Raw genomic sequence first — 17,154 nt, 5'->3', positions numbered from 1 at the left:
GGCTTCGGACACGATCCGCATTCCTAATGAGCAAAGCAGACGAGATGGACGGAACAGGACAGGCATTGCAGGCGGCGCTCGCGCATCATCAGGCGGGGCGTCTCGCGGAAGCGAAGACGCTGTACGACGCGATCCTCACCGCGCAGCCGGGCCAGCCGGATGCGCTGCATTTCCTCGGGCTGCTGGCGTGCCAGCTGAAGCAGTACGACGCGGGGCTTGCGCTGATGGAGCAATCGCTCGTCGCGCGGCCGGACGCGTCGTACTTCAACAACCTGGGCAACATGCTGCGCGAAAGCGGCCGGCTCGACGACGCGATCGCGCACTATCGGCGCGCGGTGGCGCTGCGGCCGGACTATCCGGAGGCGCACAACAACCTCGGCAACGCATTGCGCGACGCACGCGAGCCGGCGGCCGCGATGCAGAGCTGCGCGCGCGCGATCGAGCTGCGCCCCGGTTATGCGCAGGCGTACAACAACCTCGGCAATGCGCTGCAGGATCTGGGCGACCTCGATGGCGCCGCCACGCATTACGGCCGCGCGATCGAGCTGGATGCGTCGATGGCGATGGCCCACGCGAACCTGAGCGCCGTGCGTCACAAGCAACTGCGCTGCGCGGAAGCGCTCGCGCATGCGCAGGACGCGATCCGGCTCGCGCCGAACCTCGCTGAAGCACATAACCACGCGGGCAACGCGTATCACGGACTGAACCGGCTCGAGGATGCGCAAGCGTGCCATCGCACGGCCGTCACGCTCAATCCGGCGGACGCCGGCGCGTGCCACAACCTGTCCGTCGTGCTGTTGAAGCTGCAGCGGCTCGACGAGGCGCTCGTGTATTGCCGGCAGGCGTTGCAGGCCGGTCCGCCGGCCGTGTTGATGCACGTCAATCTCGGCGACATCCTGCGCGCGCAGGGCAACGTCGATGCCGCGGTCCAGGCCTATCGCGACGCGCTCGCGCTGGTGCGCGACGACGCCGACGACGTGGCGGCGACCGTGCTGAACCGGCTGCTGTTCAGCGCGGCGGCGTCCGCTTGCGTGAACCCCGCCGACTATCTGGCCGACGCGCGGCGCTACGGCCGGCACCTGGCCGCGCGTTCGACGCGCCATGCGCACGATCCGCGCGAGCGGGCCGCGCGCGCGCAAGGGCGGCCGCTGCGCGTCGGCTTCGTGTCCGGCGACCTGCGCCTGCACCCGGTCGGGATCTTCCTGGAAAGCGTGCTCGCGCACCTCGAGCGCACGCGCATCGACCTGCGCGTGTACGTGACCACGGACGAGGAGGACGCGATCACCGCGAAACTGAAGCCGCACGCGAACGGCTGGCGCTCGATCGCCGCGCTGGGTCCTGACCTGGCCGCGCGGATGATTCACGACGACGAAATCGACGTCCTCGTCGACCTCGCGGGCCATACGCAATCGAGCGGACTCCCCGTGTTCGGCTGGAAACCCGCGCCGGTGCAGGCGAGCTGGCTCGGTTTCTTCGCGTCGACCGGCTGCGACGCGATCGACTACTTCATCGGCGACCGCTACACGCTGCCGGACGCCGAAGCGCATCACTTCGTCGAGAAGCCGTGGCGGCTGCCGGACAGCTTCCTGTGCTTCACGCCGCCGGCCTGCGACGTCGAAGTCGGCCCGCTGCCGATGGCGGCGAGCGGCCATCCGACGTTAGGTTGCTTCGGCCAGCTCGTGAAGATCGGCGACGACGTCGTGCGCGCGTGGTCGCGCATCCTGCACGCGCTGCCGAACGCGCGGCTGCTGCTCAAGGCGCACGAACTCGGTCGCGAGGGCGTGCGCGACGCGACCGCCGCGCGCTTCGCGCGGCATGGCATCGACGCGGACCGGCTGATCCTCGAGGGCGGTTCGCCGCGCGCGGAATACTTCGGCGCATATAGCCGCATCGACGTCGCGCTGAGCCCGTTCCCGTACCCGGGCGGCACGACCACGGCCGAAGCGCTGTGGATGGGTGTGCCGGTGCTCGGCATGAAGGGCGGGCGCTTTGTCACGCACATCTGCGAAAGCGTGCTGCACGCGGCGGGCATGGGCGAATGGGTCGCTGACGGCGAGGACAGCTATGTCGCGAAGGCGATCGCGGCGGTGCACGATCGCGAGCGCCTCGCGGCGCTGCGCGCGAGCCTGCGTGCGCAGCTGCTCGCGTCGCCGTTGTGCGACGCGCGCCGGTTCGCGGCGCATCTCGAAGCGGCGTTCCTCGCCATGTGGCAACGCTATACGAACTCGGAGCAGGAAGCATGAACGATATCCACGACACGCTGCAGTCCGCGCTGGCGCATCATCAGGCGGGGCGTCTCGCGGAAGCGAAGACACTGTACGACGCGATCCTCACTGCGCAGCCGGGCCAGCCGGATGCACTGCATTTCCTCGGGCTGCTCGCGTGCCAGCTGAAGCAGTACGACGCGGGGCTCGCGCTGATGGAGCAATCGCTCGTCGAGCGGCCGGATGCGTCGTACTTCAACAACCTGGGCAACATGCTGCGCGAAAGCGGCCGGCTCGACGACGCGATCGTGCACTACCGGCGCGCGGTGGGGCTGCGACCGGACTATCCGGAGGCGCACAACAACCTCGGCAACGCGTTGCGCGACGCGCGCGAGCCGGCGGCCGCGATGCAGAGCTGCGCGCGCGCGATCGAGCTGCGCCCCGGTTATGCGGAGGCGTACAACAACCTCGGCAATGCGCTGCAGGACCTGGGCGAGCACGAAGCGGCGGCCGCGAGCTACGCCAAGGCCGTCGCGCACCAGCCGCAGTACGCGGATGCGTACTGCAATCTCGGCAACGCGCTGCATGCGCAGGAGAAATTCGACGCTGCCGCGGATGCCTATCGTCGCGCCATCGCGCTGCAACCGGGCTTCCGTGTCGCGCACCGGGGGCTGAGCGCGACGCTGCGCGCGGCCGGCGATCTGCACGGCGCGATCGACCATGCGCGCGAGGGGCTCGATCCGGGCGACGCAGACGCGCACTGCGTGCTGGCAAGGTTGCTGCAGCGCATCGGCGATTTCGACAAGGCGCTCGAACTGCTCGAGCAGGCGGTCGCGATCGACCCCGCGCATGCACAGGCATGGGCGTGGCTCGGCGATTTGCGCAACCAGCAGGGCGAATACGGGCAGGCGGTGCAGGTGTGCCGGCGTGCGATCGAGCTCGATCCCGAACTGGCCGACGCATACAACTTCCTGGGCTTCGCGTATCACAACCTCAACTTGCTGGCCGCCGCGGAGTTGAGCCACCGGCATGCGATCGACCTGAACCCGGACGATGCCGACGCGCATCACAACCTCGCCGCCGCGCTGTTTCGGCTCGAGAAGCTCGACGAGGCGATGAAGCACACCGAGATCGCGAGGGCGCTCGGCATCGATCCGCTGAAGGTCCAGATGACGCTCGGCGACATCCTGTGGGCGAAAGGGGATCTCGCCGGCGCGCTGGATGCGTTCCGCTCGGCGATCCGGCACGACCTGCATCGCGCGTACTCGCGGATGCTGTTCAACATGTCGAGCTCACCCGCGTTCGAGCCGCAGGAGTGGGTCGCTGAAGCGCGTCGCTACGGCGAGCATCTCGAGCGCGACGCGCACCCGTTCGAGCACGACCGCGCGCAGCGCGTCGCGCAGGCGCAGGGGCGGCCGCTGCGCGTCGGCTTCGTGTCGGGCGACCTGCGGCAGCACCCGGTCGGCATCTTCCTTGAAAGCGTGCTTGCGCGGATCGACCGGTCGCGCATCGAGCCGCATGCCTATGTGACCTTCGTCGGCGAGGACGACGTGACCGCGCGGCTCAGGCCGAACTTCGCGAGCTGGAAGAAGCTGGTCAGCCTGGGCCGCGAGGAGGCCGCGCAACTGATTCGCGACGACGGCATCGACATCCTGATCGATATGGCAGGCCATACCAACTGGAGCGGCCTGCCGATCTTCGGGCACAAGCCCGCGCCGGTGCAGGCGAGCTGGCTCGGTTTCTTCGCGACGACCGGTTGCCGCGCGATCGACTATTTCATCGGCGATGCGCATACGCTGCCGGCCGACGAGGCGCATCACTTCACCGAGCGGCCGTGGCGGCTGCCGGACAGCTACCTGTGCTTCACGCCGCCGCCGTACGATGTCGCGGTCGGCCCGCTGCCGATGGCGGCTCATGGCGGCGTCACGTTCGGCTGCTTCGGCAAGCTGATCAAGATCAGCGACGAGGTCGTCGCGCTGTGGTCGCGCATCCTGCACGCGCTGCCGGACGCACGCCTGCTGCTGAAGGCCCATGAACTCGGCGCCGGCGACGTGAACCGGGCGACGCTCGACCGCTTCGCGCGGCACGGCATCGGCGCGGATCGGCTGATTCTCGAAGGCGGTTCGCCGCGCGCGGAATACTTCGGCGCATATAACCGCATCGACGTCGCGCTGAGCCCGTTCCCGTACCCGGGCGGCACGACCACGGCCGAAGCGCTGTGGATGGGCGTGCCGGTGCTCGGGATGAAGGGCAGCCGGTTCGTCACGCATATTTGCGAGAGCCTGCTGCACGCGGCGGGCATGGGCGACTGGATCGCGGAAGACGAGGATGCGTACCTCGCGAAGGCCGTCGCGTTCGCGCGCGACCGCGACGGGCTGGCGACGCTGCGTGCAACCCTGCGCGAGCGCGCGCTGGCGTCGCCGCTGTGCGACGCGTCGCGCTTCGCACGCAACCTCGAGGACGCGCTGCACGGCATGTGGACCCGCTACGCGGCCGGCGAGACGGCGCCCCGGGATGCGTGACGAACGGGATCGCGCCACGGCAGGAAGCCGCGCTCGCGCATCGTCGGGCCGGCCGCCCGAGATGATCGACGCGGCCGTCGAGCGGGCGACGCGGGCGTAGCCGGTGCGATCCGGCTCGCGTTCCCGCCTGCCGGCGAAAAAAAGCCGCATTGAAGCGGCTCGACGGTACGGCGACAACGGGCCGCTCGACTGGCGGCGTCTTTTAATTCGACGTGCGCGGCGGGCGACACGCCCGGCCGGTCACAGCATGCCGGCCTTCTGGTACTGGCTCGCGGCCTTGATCCGCTCCCGGGACTGTGCAAATTCCGCAGCCAGGCGGTCTCGGTCCGTCTGCGCATGCTCGGTGATCGACGCGTCGATCGCCATGATCTGCCGCACCTGGTCCAGCACGTCCGGGGTCTGCTCGCCGGACAGGTTCATCAGCAGCGGCGAGCGTTCGTCGACGAGTGCCGCGACGCGCACCCAGTCGCGTGCGTCCGCCGCCGACTGCATGGCACGGGTCAGGTCGAAGGCGCGGGACAGGGTGTCGTTCGTCATGGTTCTGCTCCGAAGGGGGCGGCCGAGGCTTACTTGTTGTTGGCCATCGCGCCGGCGCTGTTCTGGCCGCCGAACAGCTGGGTCAGGTAGCGGGTGTTGTTCGCCATCGTCGCCATCAGCGTGTTCAGCGCGGTGAACTGCGCATTGTATTGCTTGGTCAACTGGTCCGAGTAGCTCTGCAGCTGCGTCGCCTGACCCTGCACACTCTTCAGATCGGCGTTGATCGCGTTGGTGCGCTGGTCGATCAGGCCGGACGTCTGCGTGTACGAGTTGATGTTCGCATTGAGCGCCTGGGCGATGCCGTTCGTCTGGTTGAAGATCGCCGTCACCGCGGAGCCGTTCGACTTGAGCGCGGTGGTCAGCGCGGCGGTGTCGACCGACATCGCGCCGGTCGAGTCCACGTTGATGCCGATGCTGCCGAGCGCATAGGTCGTGCCGCCCGTCGTGACGCCGCTGCTGAGCGTCGTCGCGAGCGTGCTCCTGATCGTGTTCAGCATCGCGTCGCCGAGCAGCGGGCCGGCGGTGTTCGCCGTCGCGTCGTAGCTCGACAGCGATTTCGCGGTATTCACGAAGTTGGTATACGCGGTCGCGAAATTGTTGATCGCGGTCGTCGCCGCGGCCGTGTCCTGCGACAGCGTGACGGTTTGCGTCGTGCCGACCGCGGCTTGCGACAGCGCCAGCGTGACGCCCGTCAGCGCGCCCGACACGTTGTTCGACGCGCTCGACACCGGCGTGCCGTCGATCGTCAGCTTCGCGTCGGCGGCCGGCGTGACCGTCGTGTACCCCGACGTCAGTTTCGAATTGACGCCGGTGCCCGTGATCGAGATCGTGTTGGCCGCGCCGGTGGCGTTCGACTGCATCACGAGATGCTGGCCGTCCGAACCTGTGATGACCGACGCGGTGACGCCGGCATTGCCGGACGCGGAGTTGATCGACGACGCGATGTCGGACAGCGACGCGCCGGCCGCCACGTTGACGTTGAACGCGGGATTGCTGCCGAACGTGATGCTCAGCGAGCCGGCCGAGATCGTGTCCGCCGACGTCACGCCGGCCGACGACAGTTTGTTGGCGGTCGCGAGCTGCGTGACATTGACCGAATACGAACCGGCCACCGCGCCGCTGCCGCTCTTGATCGTCGTCGCGATGCCCGTGCCGCTCGCCGTCGCGGCCAGGCTGCCGAGCGCGGTGCCGTCCGAGAGGCCGGTGAGCGCGGTCTGCAGCGCGGACAGCGCGCCCTTCAGCTGGCCGATCGCGGACAGCTGCGTATTGTCGTTCGTCTGTCGGGTCTGCAGGGCCTGCAATTGCCCGGCCGTCTTCGCGTTCACCAGCGTCGTGACGAGCGTATTGACGTCGAGCGTCGAATTTGTCGCGCCGCTGATGATCGATTGACCTGCATTCGCCAGGATGGTGCTGATGTCCGTGCTGCTGACGGGGGTGGTGGCCATGCCGTTGCTCCGGTCGTCCGCGCAATCAACGTGCGCGATGCGGCGGGGCGCCGCGGTTCAATGCAAAGAGGGAGGCGTGCCTCCCTGGAGAATTCCGGTCCGGGCGGTTTCGGCGGCGTCGCGATGCGTCGCATGGCGACGCCGCCGTGCCCGGAGGCGGGCGGGCACGTGGCCCGCCGCGGGTGCTGCTCGATTAGCCGAGGAGCTTCAGGACTTGCTGCGGCAGCGAGTTCGCTTGCGCCAGAACCGAGATACCAGCTTGCTGCAGCACTTGCGCCTTGCTCAGGTTCGCCGTTTCCGTCGCGAAGTCCGCGTCGGTGATCTGCGAGCGAGCGGCGGTCATGTTGGTTGCCTGGGTTTGCGTCGTCGAGATCGCAGCCTGGAACGTGTTCTGTGCTGCGCCCAGCGTTGCCTGGAACGTGTTGACTTGCTTCAGTGCCGCGTCGATCGCCGTGATCGCCGATTGCGCGCCCGACTGGGTGGCGACGCTCAGGCTGTTCACGCTCATGCCCGTGCTGTTCCAGTTCGCCGTGCCGAAGTCGACGGTAACGACCTGGTTCGCTGCTGCGCCGATCTGGAACGTGACGCTGCCGGCGCCGCCCAGGATGGTCTGGCTGTTGAACGTCGTTTGCGATGCGACACGGTCGATTTCGCTGAGACGCGTCGTCACTTCAGCTTGCAGGTTCGCGCGGGCGCTCGAATCCAGCGAGCCGTCGCCCGCTTGTTGCGCCAGCGTACGGATACGCTGCAGGTTGTCGACCGTCGATTGCAGCGCGCCGTTGGCGGTCTGGATCATCGAGATGCCGTTGTTCGCGTTTGCAACACCTTGCGTCAGCGCATTGATTGCCGCCGTTTGCGACGTCGAGATCGCCAGGCCTGCTGCATCGTCAGCAGCGGTGTTGATGCGCTTGCCCGACGACAGGCGGTTGATTGCTTGCGACAGTGCGCTTTGCGAGCCCGACAGATTCGTCTGCGTCGTCAGCGAAAGGATGTTGGTGTTGATGTTCAGCATTTGCTTCCTCGTTTTGGAAAATGCCTGAGATACAGACAGGTTCTGATTTCGGCGTGGCGCTTTTTTGCGTCTGGCGCTGCCCGCCTTTCCTGGTTGACGGCGGCACCCGGCGAAAACTTTAGCGGGATGTTTGAGGAAATTCGGGACCGAAGGATCGGTTTCGCCGGGAAGGCGCACGGGGCATGGCGGGCGGCGTGGCGGCCGTGGCGCGAGAATCGCGCGGTTGGGCGGAACGTTTGCCCGCGACCGACAAAAGGGTGGTTTTGTCTGTGATTCCCTGCTATCATGGCGGGCTGAATTGAGATTTTCTGTCACGCCTTTGCCGGTTTCGGCATGTCTGCTGGCAGTCAAACGCGGCGCTGCACGCGGTTGTGAAGCGTACTCGCGGTGCTTTCCGCCTCTCTTTTCCGGCCTCCGAGGCCGTATTTCCGCTCGTTTCGCCTGTTGTGGGGACGCTCGGATGGCCGGTGCGTGGCGCTTGGCCGCTACGTTTTTGACCGTTTAAGCAATTTAGGAACGACATGACGACGATTCTTCTGAAAGAAAACGAGCCGTTCGAAGTGGCGATTCGCCGCTTTCGTCGCGCTATCGAAAAAAATGGCCTGATCGCTGAACTGCGTGAGCGCCAGTCTTACGAAAAGCCGACCGCAGTCCGCAAGCGCAAGAAGGCAGCAGCCGTCAAGCGCCTGCACAAGCGCCTGCGCAGCCAGATGCTGCCGAAGAAGCTCCACTAAGAGCATCTGACGGTTCGCCGCGAAACGGCGGAGTGTGCCTCGAAAGAGGCCGCTCCGCCGTTTTGCTTTTGCGGGCCGGGAAACCTCGGGATCGTTGCCGTGGGTCGGTTTCCGCCGACTGTCCGGCAGCCGGCTGTCGCGCTCCCGCACACGTGCCCGTGCTTGCGTAAAAACGCAAGTAAGAATCATTCTCATTGGTATAGAATGTCGCGGATCGTATCAACACCCGCCGACCGCGCAACAATTCCATGCCGCGTACAACGGCATCCGGCCTCGCCTGATCGGGCCGGACGATCGCCGCGCGGCGCCCGACATCCAATGGACTGCATCCCGTCGAATCGGGGCCGCCGCGCGTGCCGGCCCGCTTTACTTTCGCTGCGCACGCGATGAATGCGTTCCTGCGACCGTTTCTCGTGCGCCTGCACCGCTGGTTCGGGCTCGCCATCGCGCTGTTCCTGTTCGTCGCGGGGCTCACCGGCGCGCTGATTGCGTGGGACCATGAGCTCGACGCGGCGCTGAACCCGGATTTCTATACCGCGCGCAGCGGCGCGGCGCCGCTTGCGCCGCTCGAACTCGCGGCGCGCATCGAGGCCGCCGATCCGCGCGTGCAGGTGACCTATCTGCCGCTCGCGGTCGAACCGGGACACACGCTGCAGGCGGGCGTGATGCCGCGTACCGATCCGGCGACCGGCCGGCCGTACCCACTCGGTTTCAGCCAGATCGCCGTCGATCCTGCGACCGGCGCGGTGCAGGGCCGCCGCGAATGGGGCGCACTGTCGCTCGCACGGCTCGACCTGATGCCGTTCATCTACCGGCTGCACTACTCGCTGTTCCTGCCCGTGTACGGCGGGATCAATTTCGGGTTCTGGGTGATGGGCGTCGTCGGCATCGTGTGGGCGATCGACAGCCTGATCGCGCTCGTGCTCGCGTTTCCGAACCTGAAAAGCTGGCGCAAGTCGTTCGCGTTCCGCGTGCGGCGCGGCGGCTACCCGCTCGTGTTCGACCTGCACCGCTCGGGCGGCGTGTGGGTGTGGGGGCTGCTGCTCGTCGTCGCGGTCACGTCGATCTCGATGAACCTCGCCGTTCCGGTCGTACGCCCGCTGGTGTCGCTGGTTTCGCCGCTCGCCGAAACGCCGTATACGAATCCCGAACATTTCCCGCCGGCCCGGCCGGGCAGCCAGGCGCTGCCGCGCGAACGGATCGTCGAGATCGCACGCTCGGCCGGCCGCGACGCGGGTTTCGCCGCGCCGCCGGGCGCGCTGCTGTTCGCGCCGGCGATGAATGCCTATGCGGTCGGGTTCTTCACGCCGGGCAACGACCATGGCGACGTCGGGCTCGGCAATGCGTGGCTGTACTGGAATGCGGTGACCGGCAAGCCCGTCGCGGCGCAGGTGCCGGGCCGCGGTTCGGCCGGCGACCTGTTCATGCAGGCGCAGTTTCCGCTGCACTCGGGGCGGATCGCCGGGGTCGCCGGACGGGCGGTCGTGAGCGTGCTCGGCATCGTGATCGCGATGCTGAGCGTGACGGGCGTCTGCATCTGGGTGAAGAAGCGCAGCGCACGCGCGCGGGCCGCGCGGAGCGCGCGGCCGGTCGTGCCGGCGACGTCGTCGTCGCGCGCCGCGCGGTAAGGGTTAGGCGGCAAGCGGCAACCAGCAAGCAGCACGCGGACGGCGCACCCGCCGCGGGGCAGCGTCGGCGCCACGTTTGCGCCTGCGCCGTCAGCTCGCCTTGCGCCGACGTGCCGGCTGCTTGCCGCCGAGCGCCGCGCACTGCGCGTGGCACGGGCAGCCGGCTTCGTGATCGTTGACCATGCCGGTTGCCTGCATCAGCGCATAGCAGATCGTCGAGCCGACGAACTTGCAGCCGTACGCCTTCAACGCCTTGCTGAGCGCGTCGGACTGCCCGGTCGATGCGGGCGCGTCGCGGTACGACTGCCACGCATTCTGGATCGGCGTGTCGCCGACGAACGACCACAGGAACGCGGCGAGCGACCCATGCTCTTCGCGAATGCGCTGCACCGCGCGCGCGTTGGTCACCGCCGATTCGACCTTCGCGCGGTTGCGCACGATGCCCGGGTTCTCCAGCAATTTCTCGATGCGCTTGGGCGTGAAGCGCGCGACGGCATCGACGTCGAAATCGGCGAACGCTTCGCGATAGCCCGCGCGCTTGTTCAGGATCGTCGACCACGACAGCCCGGCCTGCGCGCCTTCCAGGATCAGCATTTCGAACAGGTGGCGATCGTCGTGCGACGGCACGCCCCACTCGGTATCGTGGTAGTGAGCGTCCGCTTCCGTCTTCACCCAGTTGCACCGCTGCGACATCGTCTGCCTCGTTTTCAGTATCGATTCGATCGCGCCAGCATAGCGGAAGCCCTTTTGGCGGGATAGCCGGCCGAACGGCAGATGGGCGCGCGGCGCCGATCCGGTTAAGCTTGGCGCCTGTTCGAATCAGCGGGATGAAGGCATGGCGGCATTACTTTTTGCGATCGGCATCGACGGCGGCGGCACGGGCACGCGCGCGGTGCTGGCCGACCGGCACGGGCGCGAGCTCGCGCAGGGGCGCGGCGGCCCGTCGGGGCTCGGTCTCGGCATCGAGCGCGCATGGGCGTCGATCGGCGCGGCGTGCGCGGACGCGTTCACGCACGCCGGTCTCGCGTTCGACTGGTCGCAGTGCGCGCTTGGCTGCGGGCTCGCGGGCGTCAACAACGCGGCGTGGCTCGCCGCATTCCGCGCGCAGGCGCCGCTCGGCGCGCTCGCGGTCGAGAGCGACGCGTATACGACTGTCGTCGGCGCGCATGGCGGCGCGCCGGGGCTCATCGTCGCGCTCGGCACCGGCAGCATCGCGGCGGCGCTCGATGCGGGCGGCGCGTGCCGGATCGCGGGCGGTTTCGGCTTTCCGTCCGGCGACGAGGCGAGCGGCGCGTGGCTCGGCGTGCGCGCGCTCGCCTATGCGCAACAGGCGCTCGACGGCCGCGTGCCGCGCGACGCGTTCGCCACGGCCCTGCTCGCGGAAACGGGCGCGCAGGATCGCGACGCGCTCGTCCAGTGGTCGTGCGACGCGAACCAGACGATCTACGCGCGTCTCGCGCCGATCGTGTTCGCGCACCGCACGCATCCGGTCGCGAGCGCGCTGATCGCGCAGGCCGGCGACGAGATCGGCAAGATGATCGACGCGCTCGATCCTCGGCAGGCGCTGCCGGTCGCGCTGTGCGGCGGGCTGGCGGACGCGCTCGCGCCGGCCGTGCCGGCGCGGCACGCCGCCCGGCTGCGCGCGCCGCTCGACGATTCGGCGCATGGCGCGCTGCGGCTCGCGCTGCAGGCGTTACGGGCGACGGAGGGCGGCTGAGCGGAGCGCGAGCGGGATGGATGCCGCGCCGCAGCGGCACCCCGGGCGGCGCGTGGCCGGCAACCGCCCGGCGCGCCGCCGGGCACGACGTTAGAATGACGCTTCCTCCGTGCCGCGCGCGCCGCTCTCCCGTCCCATGTACAAAGTCATCGCCACCGATCTCGACGGTACGCTGCTGAACAGCGACCACCAGCTGGACCCGTACACGATCGACACCGTTCGCCGGCTCGACCGCGACGGCGTGCAGTTCGTGATCGCCACGGGGCGCCACTATGCGGACGTCGCCGGCATTCGCGACGTGCTCGGCATCCGGCCGTACCTGATCACGTCGAACGGCGCGCGCGTGCATGCGCCGGACGACACGAGGATCCACGCGCAGGACGTCGACGCAGCGATCGTGCGCCGCCTCGTGCAGCCGGAAGTTGTCGGCGCGCACGGCCGCGTGATCGTCAACCTGTTCACCAACGACGGCTGGCTGATCGACCGCGACGCGCCGCACCTGCTCGAATTCCACCAGGATTCGGGCTTCCGGTACGACGTGACCGACATGGCCGCGCACGACGGCGCGGATATCGCGAAGGTGCTGTATATCGGCGAACCGGCCGATCTGGCGGTCGTCGCCGAGCAGATGCGCGTGCAGTTCGGCGATAAGCTGTACGTCACGTACTCGCTGCCCGACTGCCTCGAAGTGATGACCGCGAACGTGTCGAAGGGGCGCGCGCTGCGCACGGTGCTCGCGCGGCTCGGCATCGATACCGGCCACTGCATCGCGTTCGGCGACAACATGAACGACATCGACCTGCTCGAAACCGCCGGTCACGCGTTCATGATGAACAACGCGAACCCCGACCTGGTGGCGCGGCTGCCGCACATCCCGCGGATCGGCAACAACTTCGACGCGGGCGTCGCCCGCCACCTGCGCACGCTGTTCTCGCTCGAAGACGACGTCGTCGCGTCCTGAGCATCCGCCCCGGCGCCGTTTCCGTGCGCGGAAATGAAAAACGGGCGCCAGGGGCGCCCGTCGAAATTGCCTGCCTCGTGTTCTTCGACAGCGTGAGGCTCGCTGCTCTGCTCGCTTGACCCCGTAGTGTTTTATTCGCTTGTGCGAGCGGATGCGGGCAGCAGGCCGACGGCGTCGTCACGCCCGGCGACCAGCGGATAGATGATCCCGGCGAGTGCCGCGCCGATCAGCGGCGCGATCCAGAACAGCCAGAGCTGGCCGATCGCGTCGCCGCCGACGAACAGCGCCGGGCCGGTCGAGCGCGCCGGGTTCACCGACGTGTTGGTGACCGGAATCGAGATCAGGTGAATCAGCGTCAGGCACAGCCCGATTGCGATCGGCGCGAAGCCGGCCGGCGCGCGCTTGTCGGTCGCGCCGAGGATCACGAACAGGAAGAAGCCCGTCATCACGACCTCGCAGATGAACGCCGCGGCGAGCGAGTAGTGGCCGGGCGAGCGATCGCCGAAGCCGTTCGTCGCAAAGCCGCTGCCGACCACGTCGAAACCCGGCTTGCCGGTTGCGATCAGGTACAGGACGAACGCGCCGAGCGTCGCGCCGACGACCTGCGCGACGATGTACGGCGCGAGATCGCGTGCCGGGAAGCGGCCGGCGACCGTCAGGCCGACGCTGACCGCCGGATTCAGGTGGCAACCCGAGATGTGGCCGATTGCGAATGCCATCGTCAGCACGGTCAGGCCGAAGGCGAGTGCGACGCCGGCAAAGCCGATGCCGAGGCCCGGAAAGGCGGCGGCCAGCACGGCGCTTCCGCACCCGCCGAGCACCAGCCAGAACGTGCCGAATACCTCTGCAGCGAGACGCTGAGAAAGATTCATGTAAGGACCTCGTCCAGGTGGGTTGAAGACCCGGGGCGACGCAACGGATTTATTGCGCTACCGGGAATTGGTCTGGATTATAGGAAATGAATCGGGCCCGGGAGGGTAAACGATTGTTAAATTTGAATGGCTGGCGAATGCCTTTTATTAGAATAAGTCCGCATTCTCGGTATAGGCGATTCGGTTAAAGATGGCAGCATTAATTTCGAAGGGCAGGGCGGCAGTGCGGATGACGTAACGGATGTTGGTGTCCCGGCTGGATTCGCCGGGGCCGCATCATCGAAAAGGGGAGTCGAAAAATGTCTCAATACGCGAAACTCAAGGCGCAGATCGCCGATCTGCAAGCCCAGGCGGACGACGTGCGGCGCCAGGAAGTGGCGGCGGTGATCGCCGATGTCCAGCGCATGATTGCCGAATATGGCCTGACGGCCCAGGATCTGGGCTTCGCGGAGCGAGCGCGGCGCGGGCGTCCGCCGAAGAAGGCGCCGCTGCCGCCGAAATACCGCGATCCGAAGTCGGGTGCAACCTGGAGCGGGCGCGGCAAGCCGCCGAATTGGATCGTTGGCAAAAACCGCGATCGTTTCCTGATCGAGTGACGGAAAGCCAAATGGAAAGAGCCGCATCGACGATGCGGCTCTTTGTTTTTGCGCGCCGATTTCCGCGCGGATTTACCGCCGATTTCCGCGCGGATTTCCGTGTCAGGCGCCCGCGACCCGGCGCAATGCCGGTTGCTTGGTGGCCGCGCAAAGCGATTCGTAGGTCTCGACGTAGCGCTGCGCCATCGCCTTCGAGCTGAAGCGCGTGTCGAAACGCGCGCGGATCGCGGTGCGCGACAGGCTGTCGATCCGGTGCAGCGCGCCGACTGCGCCCTGCACGTCCTCGACGATGAAGCCGGTCACGCCGTCCTCGATCACTTCCGGCACCGAGCCGCGGTTGAACGCGACGACCGGCGTGCCGCAGGCCATCGCCTCGATCATCACCAGGCCGAACGGCTCCGGCCAGTCGATCGGGAACAGCAGCGCCTTCGCGCCGGACAGGAACGCGGGCTTTTGCGCTTCGTTGATCTCGCCGATGAATTCGACATGCGCCTGGCCGAGCAGCGGCTCGATCACTTCCTTGAAGTAGTCGGCGTCGGCCTTGTCGACCTTCGCGGCGATCTTCAGCGGCAGCCCGCTTTGCGCGGCGATCCGGATCGCGGTATCGACACGCTTTTCGGGACAGATCCGGCCGAGGAACGCGAGGTATTCGGGCTTCACGTCCGGCTGCGGCGTGAGCAGCGTGTCGGGCAGCCCGTGGTACACGGTGCCGGCCCACGCGGCCTGCGGCAGCGGCTTGCGCTGGTTGTTCGAGATCGACACGACCGGCGAATCCGGGAACGCGTCGAACACCGGCTGCAGCTCCGGCAGGTCGAGACGGCCGTGCAGCGTCGTCACGTAGGGCGTGTCGAGGCGCGACATCAGCGGGAACGGCAGGTAGTCGAGGTGAAAGTGCAGCACGTCGAATTCGTGCGCGACCCGCGCGACCTGCTCGAGGAGCCGCATGTGGGGCGCCATCGAATCGCGGACCGACGGGTCGAGCCGCAGCGCGCGCGGCCACGCCGCCTCGAGACGGGCCGACGTGACGGAGTCGCCGCTGGCGAACAGCGTCACGTCGTGGCCGAGTTCGACGAGCGCCTCGGTGAGGTAGGACACGACTCGCTCGGTGCCGCCGTAGAGTTTCGGCGGAACGGCTTCGTAAAGCGGCGCGATCTGGGCAATTCGCATGGGGGTTTCTCCTGTGTCGATCCGAGCGCGCGACGGCGCCGATGCGGATCCCTTACAAGGTTGCGGAACTTGCCGACGCACGCGGTTCGCGATACGTGGCCGGGCCCTGGGCGGGGTGCGCGGAGCGCCGGACGGCAAGCTGCGGGGCGGGCCGGCACGGCTCGCGCCGCCGCCCATTGGAGTCCATTATCGATATCGCCCTGAGGGGTTCGAGTGTTTTTTCAAACACTTAAGGCTTGTTACACGATGAAATACGCGAAAACCCCGACAAAAAGGGCACGGAATCGCGAATCGCGACAGCCATAACTATTGTTGCGCTATCGTGAAAAACCACTATAATTTTTACCGATCCGATTGCCGGCGCCCTGCCGGCAAGCCTTACGCCACCGGCGCGACGGCGATCGGACCCTTTCGCAACCGAATCCGCGTTGCAACCCGTTTTCCCGATGGCTCCTTTCAATTCGCCTTGTCGGAAAAATTCCTACACGGTTTACAGACAAATCCTGCATGGCATACGCCACTTCGCTGATACCGACATAAATCCCGTTTGGCCAAAATTCGCCCTGTAAGACTATAAACGAGCCGACTGAGCGCCCAGTGCGCGCTGATCGAGCAAACGTTTTCATAACATGAATGGCCAAAGCACAGCTTTTTAACGGGGGAATCATGAGCGCTACCAGTGAAATGCTCAGTGAGATCAAAGAGGTCAACCTGTCGTACCTCCTCCTCGCGCAGCGACTGCTGCGGGAAGACAAGGCGATGGGCATGTTTCGCATGGGCATTTCCCAGGAACTCGCCGACGTGCTCGCCAACCTCACGCTCGCCCAGACCGTGAAGCTGGCCGCGTCGAACCAGATGCTGTGCCGCTTCCGCTTCGATGATCACGCGCTGCTGTCGTCGCTCGCCGACAAGGGCCGCAGCGATGTCGTCGCGCACGCCCACTCGGCCATCCTGATGGCCGGGCAGCAGGTCGAAGGCGTCCGCTGATCCATCCCGCCTTGCGTGTGTCCCGGCGTGCCGCGCCGGCCGGCAGCGTATTGGCCATTCATTCGCATAACGTCAAGCGGACGGTTATCACCATGGCAAGCAAAAGCGTCGTGATCGAGGTGAAGGAAATCACCCTCGCCATCGAACTCATCGAACTGGGCGCCCGGCTGCAGCTGCTGGAGGCGGAGACGAGCCTGTCGCGGGACCGTCTGATCAAGCTGTACAAGGAACTGAAGGGCGTATCGCCACCGAAGGGGATGCTGCCGTTCTCGACCGACTGGTTCATGACGTGGCAGCCGAACATCCACTCGTCGCTGTTCTACAACATGTATCGGTTCATGCAGGACCACGGCCGCTGCGACCCGATCCAGTCGATCGTGAAGGCGTACCGGCTGTATCTGGAGCACGTGAACCTGTCCGGCGACGAGGCCGCGCTGAGCCTCACGCGGGCGTGGACGCTGGTGCGCTTCTTCGATTCGGGGATGCTGCAGATGACGCCGTGCACGCGCTGCGGCGGCCACTTCGTCGCCCATGCGCATGATCCGCATCAAGGTTTCGTGTGCGGCCTGTGCCAGCCGCCGTCGCGCGCCGGCAAGACCCGCAAGGCCGCCGCCGCGCGCGCCGAACTGGCCGCCGCCGTGGCCTGAGCTCGGCCGGGCGGGCCGCGAGCGACGTCCGCGCGCCGCGCGAATCGTCCACGCATTGCTGGTAAACACCGTCGGGCTGCCGCCGGGCGGCCGCGAAAGTTTTCCTGCCGACTGCCGTAAACCTG

Annotated in this window: 15 protein-coding genes; 9 read left to right on the top strand and 6 right to left on the bottom strand. The window is 67.2% G+C overall.

Going from position 1 to position 17,154, the window contains the following annotated elements; all coding sequences use genetic code 11:
- The first annotated feature begins 44 nt into the window (after positions 1-44).
- Entirely contained in the window at positions 45-2,243 is a 2,199-nt protein-coding gene (locus HWX76_RS25180; RefSeq protein ID WP_176016557.1) for a tetratricopeptide repeat protein, read from the top strand.
- The gene (locus HWX76_RS25175) at positions 2,240-4,726 is read left to right on the top strand and encodes a tetratricopeptide repeat protein (RefSeq protein WP_176016513.1); all 2,487 of its coding nucleotides are present in this window, start codon (positions 2,240-2,242) and stop codon (positions 4,724-4,726) included. The genes HWX76_RS25180 and HWX76_RS25175 overlap by 4 nt, the downstream gene beginning before the upstream one ends.
- 240 nt (positions 4,727-4,966) lie before the next feature.
- On the opposite strand, the gene HWX76_RS25170 is transcribed toward HWX76_RS25175, so the two are convergent.
- The 3 genes from HWX76_RS25170 to HWX76_RS25160 all read right to left on the bottom strand — a co-directional run bounded on the left by HWX76_RS25170 (position 4,967) and on the right by HWX76_RS25160 (position 7,720).
- Positions 4,967-5,263, bottom strand: a complete 297-nt coding sequence (locus tag HWX76_RS25170) for a flagellar protein FliT (protein ID WP_050015963.1) — start codon at positions 5,261-5,263, stop codon at positions 4,967-4,969.
- Positions 5,264-5,292: 29 nt separating this feature from the next.
- On the bottom strand, positions 5,293-6,708 hold the full coding sequence (gene fliD, locus HWX76_RS25165) for a flagellar filament capping protein FliD (protein WP_176016512.1): 1,416 nt from the start codon (positions 6,706-6,708) through the stop codon (positions 5,293-5,295).
- A 193-nt stretch (positions 6,709-6,901) separates the two neighbouring features.
- Complete coding sequence (locus HWX76_RS25160) at positions 6,902-7,720, bottom strand: flagellin domain-containing protein (RefSeq protein ID WP_027783219.1); 819 nt, start codon at positions 7,718-7,720, stop codon at positions 6,902-6,904.
- Between the two features lie 521 nt (positions 7,721-8,241).
- Between HWX76_RS25160 and rpsU the strand changes: the two genes are divergently transcribed.
- Both rpsU and HWX76_RS25150 read left to right on the top strand, forming a co-directional pair.
- On the top strand, positions 8,242-8,454 hold the full coding sequence (rpsU, locus tag HWX76_RS25155) for a 30S ribosomal protein S21 (protein ID WP_006401410.1): 213 nt from the start codon (positions 8,242-8,244) through the stop codon (positions 8,452-8,454).
- A gap of 386 nt (positions 8,455-8,840) precedes the next feature.
- Complete coding sequence (locus HWX76_RS25150; RefSeq protein ID WP_050015969.1) at positions 8,841-10,082, top strand: PepSY-associated TM helix domain-containing protein; 1,242 nt, start codon at positions 8,841-8,843, stop codon at positions 10,080-10,082.
- A 90-nt stretch (positions 10,083-10,172) separates the two neighbouring features.
- Here the strand turns inward: HWX76_RS25150 and HWX76_RS25145 are convergent, their stop codons facing one another.
- A complete protein-coding gene (locus HWX76_RS25145; RefSeq protein ID WP_050015971.1) occupies positions 10,173-10,775 on the bottom strand; it encodes a DNA-3-methyladenine glycosylase I in 603 nt (200 codons plus the stop codon).
- A 142-nt stretch (positions 10,776-10,917) separates the two neighbouring features.
- Between HWX76_RS25145 and HWX76_RS25140 the strand changes: the two genes are divergently transcribed.
- Together HWX76_RS25140 and HWX76_RS25135 are read left to right on the top strand one after the other, a co-directional pair.
- Positions 10,918-11,799, top strand: a complete 882-nt coding sequence (locus HWX76_RS25140) for a BadF/BadG/BcrA/BcrD ATPase family protein (RefSeq protein WP_050015973.1) — start codon at positions 10,918-10,920, stop codon at positions 11,797-11,799.
- Between the two features lie 136 nt (positions 11,800-11,935).
- On the top strand, positions 11,936-12,760 hold the full coding sequence (locus HWX76_RS25135; RefSeq protein WP_050015975.1) for a Cof-type HAD-IIB family hydrolase: 825 nt from the start codon (positions 11,936-11,938) through the stop codon (positions 12,758-12,760).
- 131 nt (positions 12,761-12,891) lie between these two features.
- Here HWX76_RS25135 and aqpZ read toward each other — a convergent pair whose 3' ends face one another.
- The gene (gene aqpZ, locus HWX76_RS25130) at positions 12,892-13,632 is read right to left on the bottom strand and encodes an aquaporin Z (RefSeq protein WP_050015977.1); all 741 of its coding nucleotides are present in this window, start codon (positions 13,630-13,632) and stop codon (positions 12,892-12,894) included.
- Between the two features lie 299 nt (positions 13,633-13,931).
- On the opposite strand from aqpZ, the gene HWX76_RS25125 reads away from it, so the two are divergent.
- Positions 13,932-14,228: an H-NS histone family protein gene (locus tag HWX76_RS25125; protein WP_006489320.1), complete on the top strand. Its 297-nt coding sequence runs from the start codon at positions 13,932-13,934 to the stop codon at positions 14,226-14,228.
- A gap of 102 nt (positions 14,229-14,330) precedes the next feature.
- Here the strand turns inward: HWX76_RS25125 and HWX76_RS25120 are convergent, their stop codons facing one another.
- Entirely contained in the window at positions 14,331-15,395 is a 1,065-nt protein-coding gene (locus HWX76_RS25120) for a glycosyltransferase family 4 protein (RefSeq protein WP_050015987.1), read from the bottom strand.
- 666 nt (positions 15,396-16,061) lie between these two features.
- Between HWX76_RS25120 and flhD the strand changes: the two genes are divergently transcribed.
- Positions 16,062-16,382, top strand: coding sequence for a flagellar transcriptional regulator FlhD (flhD, locus tag HWX76_RS25115; RefSeq protein WP_011350590.1), 321 nt, complete (start codon positions 16,062-16,064; stop codon positions 16,380-16,382).
- 92 nt (positions 16,383-16,474) lie between these two features.
- Positions 16,475-17,029, top strand: a complete 555-nt coding sequence (gene flhC, locus HWX76_RS25110; protein WP_050015993.1) for a flagellar transcriptional regulator FlhC — start codon at positions 16,475-16,477, stop codon at positions 17,027-17,029.
- The last annotated feature ends 125 nt before the right edge of the window (positions 17,030-17,154 follow it).

Source organism: Burkholderia sp. BCC0398 (assembly GCF_902833245.1).
GTDB classification, from domain to species: domain Bacteria; phylum Pseudomonadota; class Gammaproteobacteria; order Burkholderiales; family Burkholderiaceae; genus Burkholderia; species Burkholderia sola.
The sequence above is the reverse complement of the archived record's forward strand: the minus strand, read 5'-3'. Positions and strand labels throughout refer to the sequence as shown.

Coding starts and splice junctions, on each gene's coding strand:
- flhD (WP_011350590.1), top strand. CDS start 16,062: ATGAGCGCTACCAGTGAAATGCTCAGTGAGATCAAAGAGGTCAACCTG.
- HWX76_RS25120 (WP_050015987.1), bottom strand. CDS start 15,395: ATGCGAATTGCCCAGATCGCGCCGCTTTACGAAGCCGTTCCGCCGAAA.
- HWX76_RS25160 (WP_027783219.1), bottom strand. CDS start 7,720: ATGCTGAACATCAACACCAACATCCTTTCGCTGACGACGCAGACGAAT.
- HWX76_RS25170 (WP_050015963.1), bottom strand. CDS start 5,263: ATGACGAACGACACCCTGTCCCGCGCCTTCGACCTGACCCGTGCCATG.
- aqpZ (WP_050015977.1), bottom strand. CDS start 13,632: ATGAATCTTTCTCAGCGTCTCGCTGCAGAGGTATTCGGCACGTTCTGG.
- fliD (WP_176016512.1), bottom strand. CDS start 6,708: ATGGCCACCACCCCCGTCAGCAGCACGGACATCAGCACCATCCTGGCG.
- HWX76_RS25140 (WP_050015973.1), top strand. CDS start 10,918: ATGGCGGCATTACTTTTTGCGATCGGCATCGACGGCGGCGGCACGGGC.
- HWX76_RS25180 (WP_176016557.1), top strand. CDS start 45: ATGGACGGAACAGGACAGGCATTGCAGGCGGCGCTCGCGCATCATCAG.
- flhC (WP_050015993.1), top strand. CDS start 16,475: ATGGCAAGCAAAAGCGTCGTGATCGAGGTGAAGGAAATCACCCTCGCC.
- HWX76_RS25175 (WP_176016513.1), top strand. CDS start 2,240: ATGAACGATATCCACGACACGCTGCAGTCCGCGCTGGCGCATCATCAG.
- HWX76_RS25125 (WP_006489320.1), top strand. CDS start 13,932: ATGTCTCAATACGCGAAACTCAAGGCGCAGATCGCCGATCTGCAAGCC.
- HWX76_RS25135 (WP_050015975.1), top strand. CDS start 11,936: ATGTACAAAGTCATCGCCACCGATCTCGACGGTACGCTGCTGAACAGC.
- HWX76_RS25145 (WP_050015971.1), bottom strand. CDS start 10,775: ATGTCGCAGCGGTGCAACTGGGTGAAGACGGAAGCGGACGCTCACTAC.
- HWX76_RS25150 (WP_050015969.1), top strand. CDS start 8,841: ATGAATGCGTTCCTGCGACCGTTTCTCGTGCGCCTGCACCGCTGGTTC.
- rpsU (WP_006401410.1), top strand. CDS start 8,242: ATGACGACGATTCTTCTGAAAGAAAACGAGCCGTTCGAAGTGGCGATT.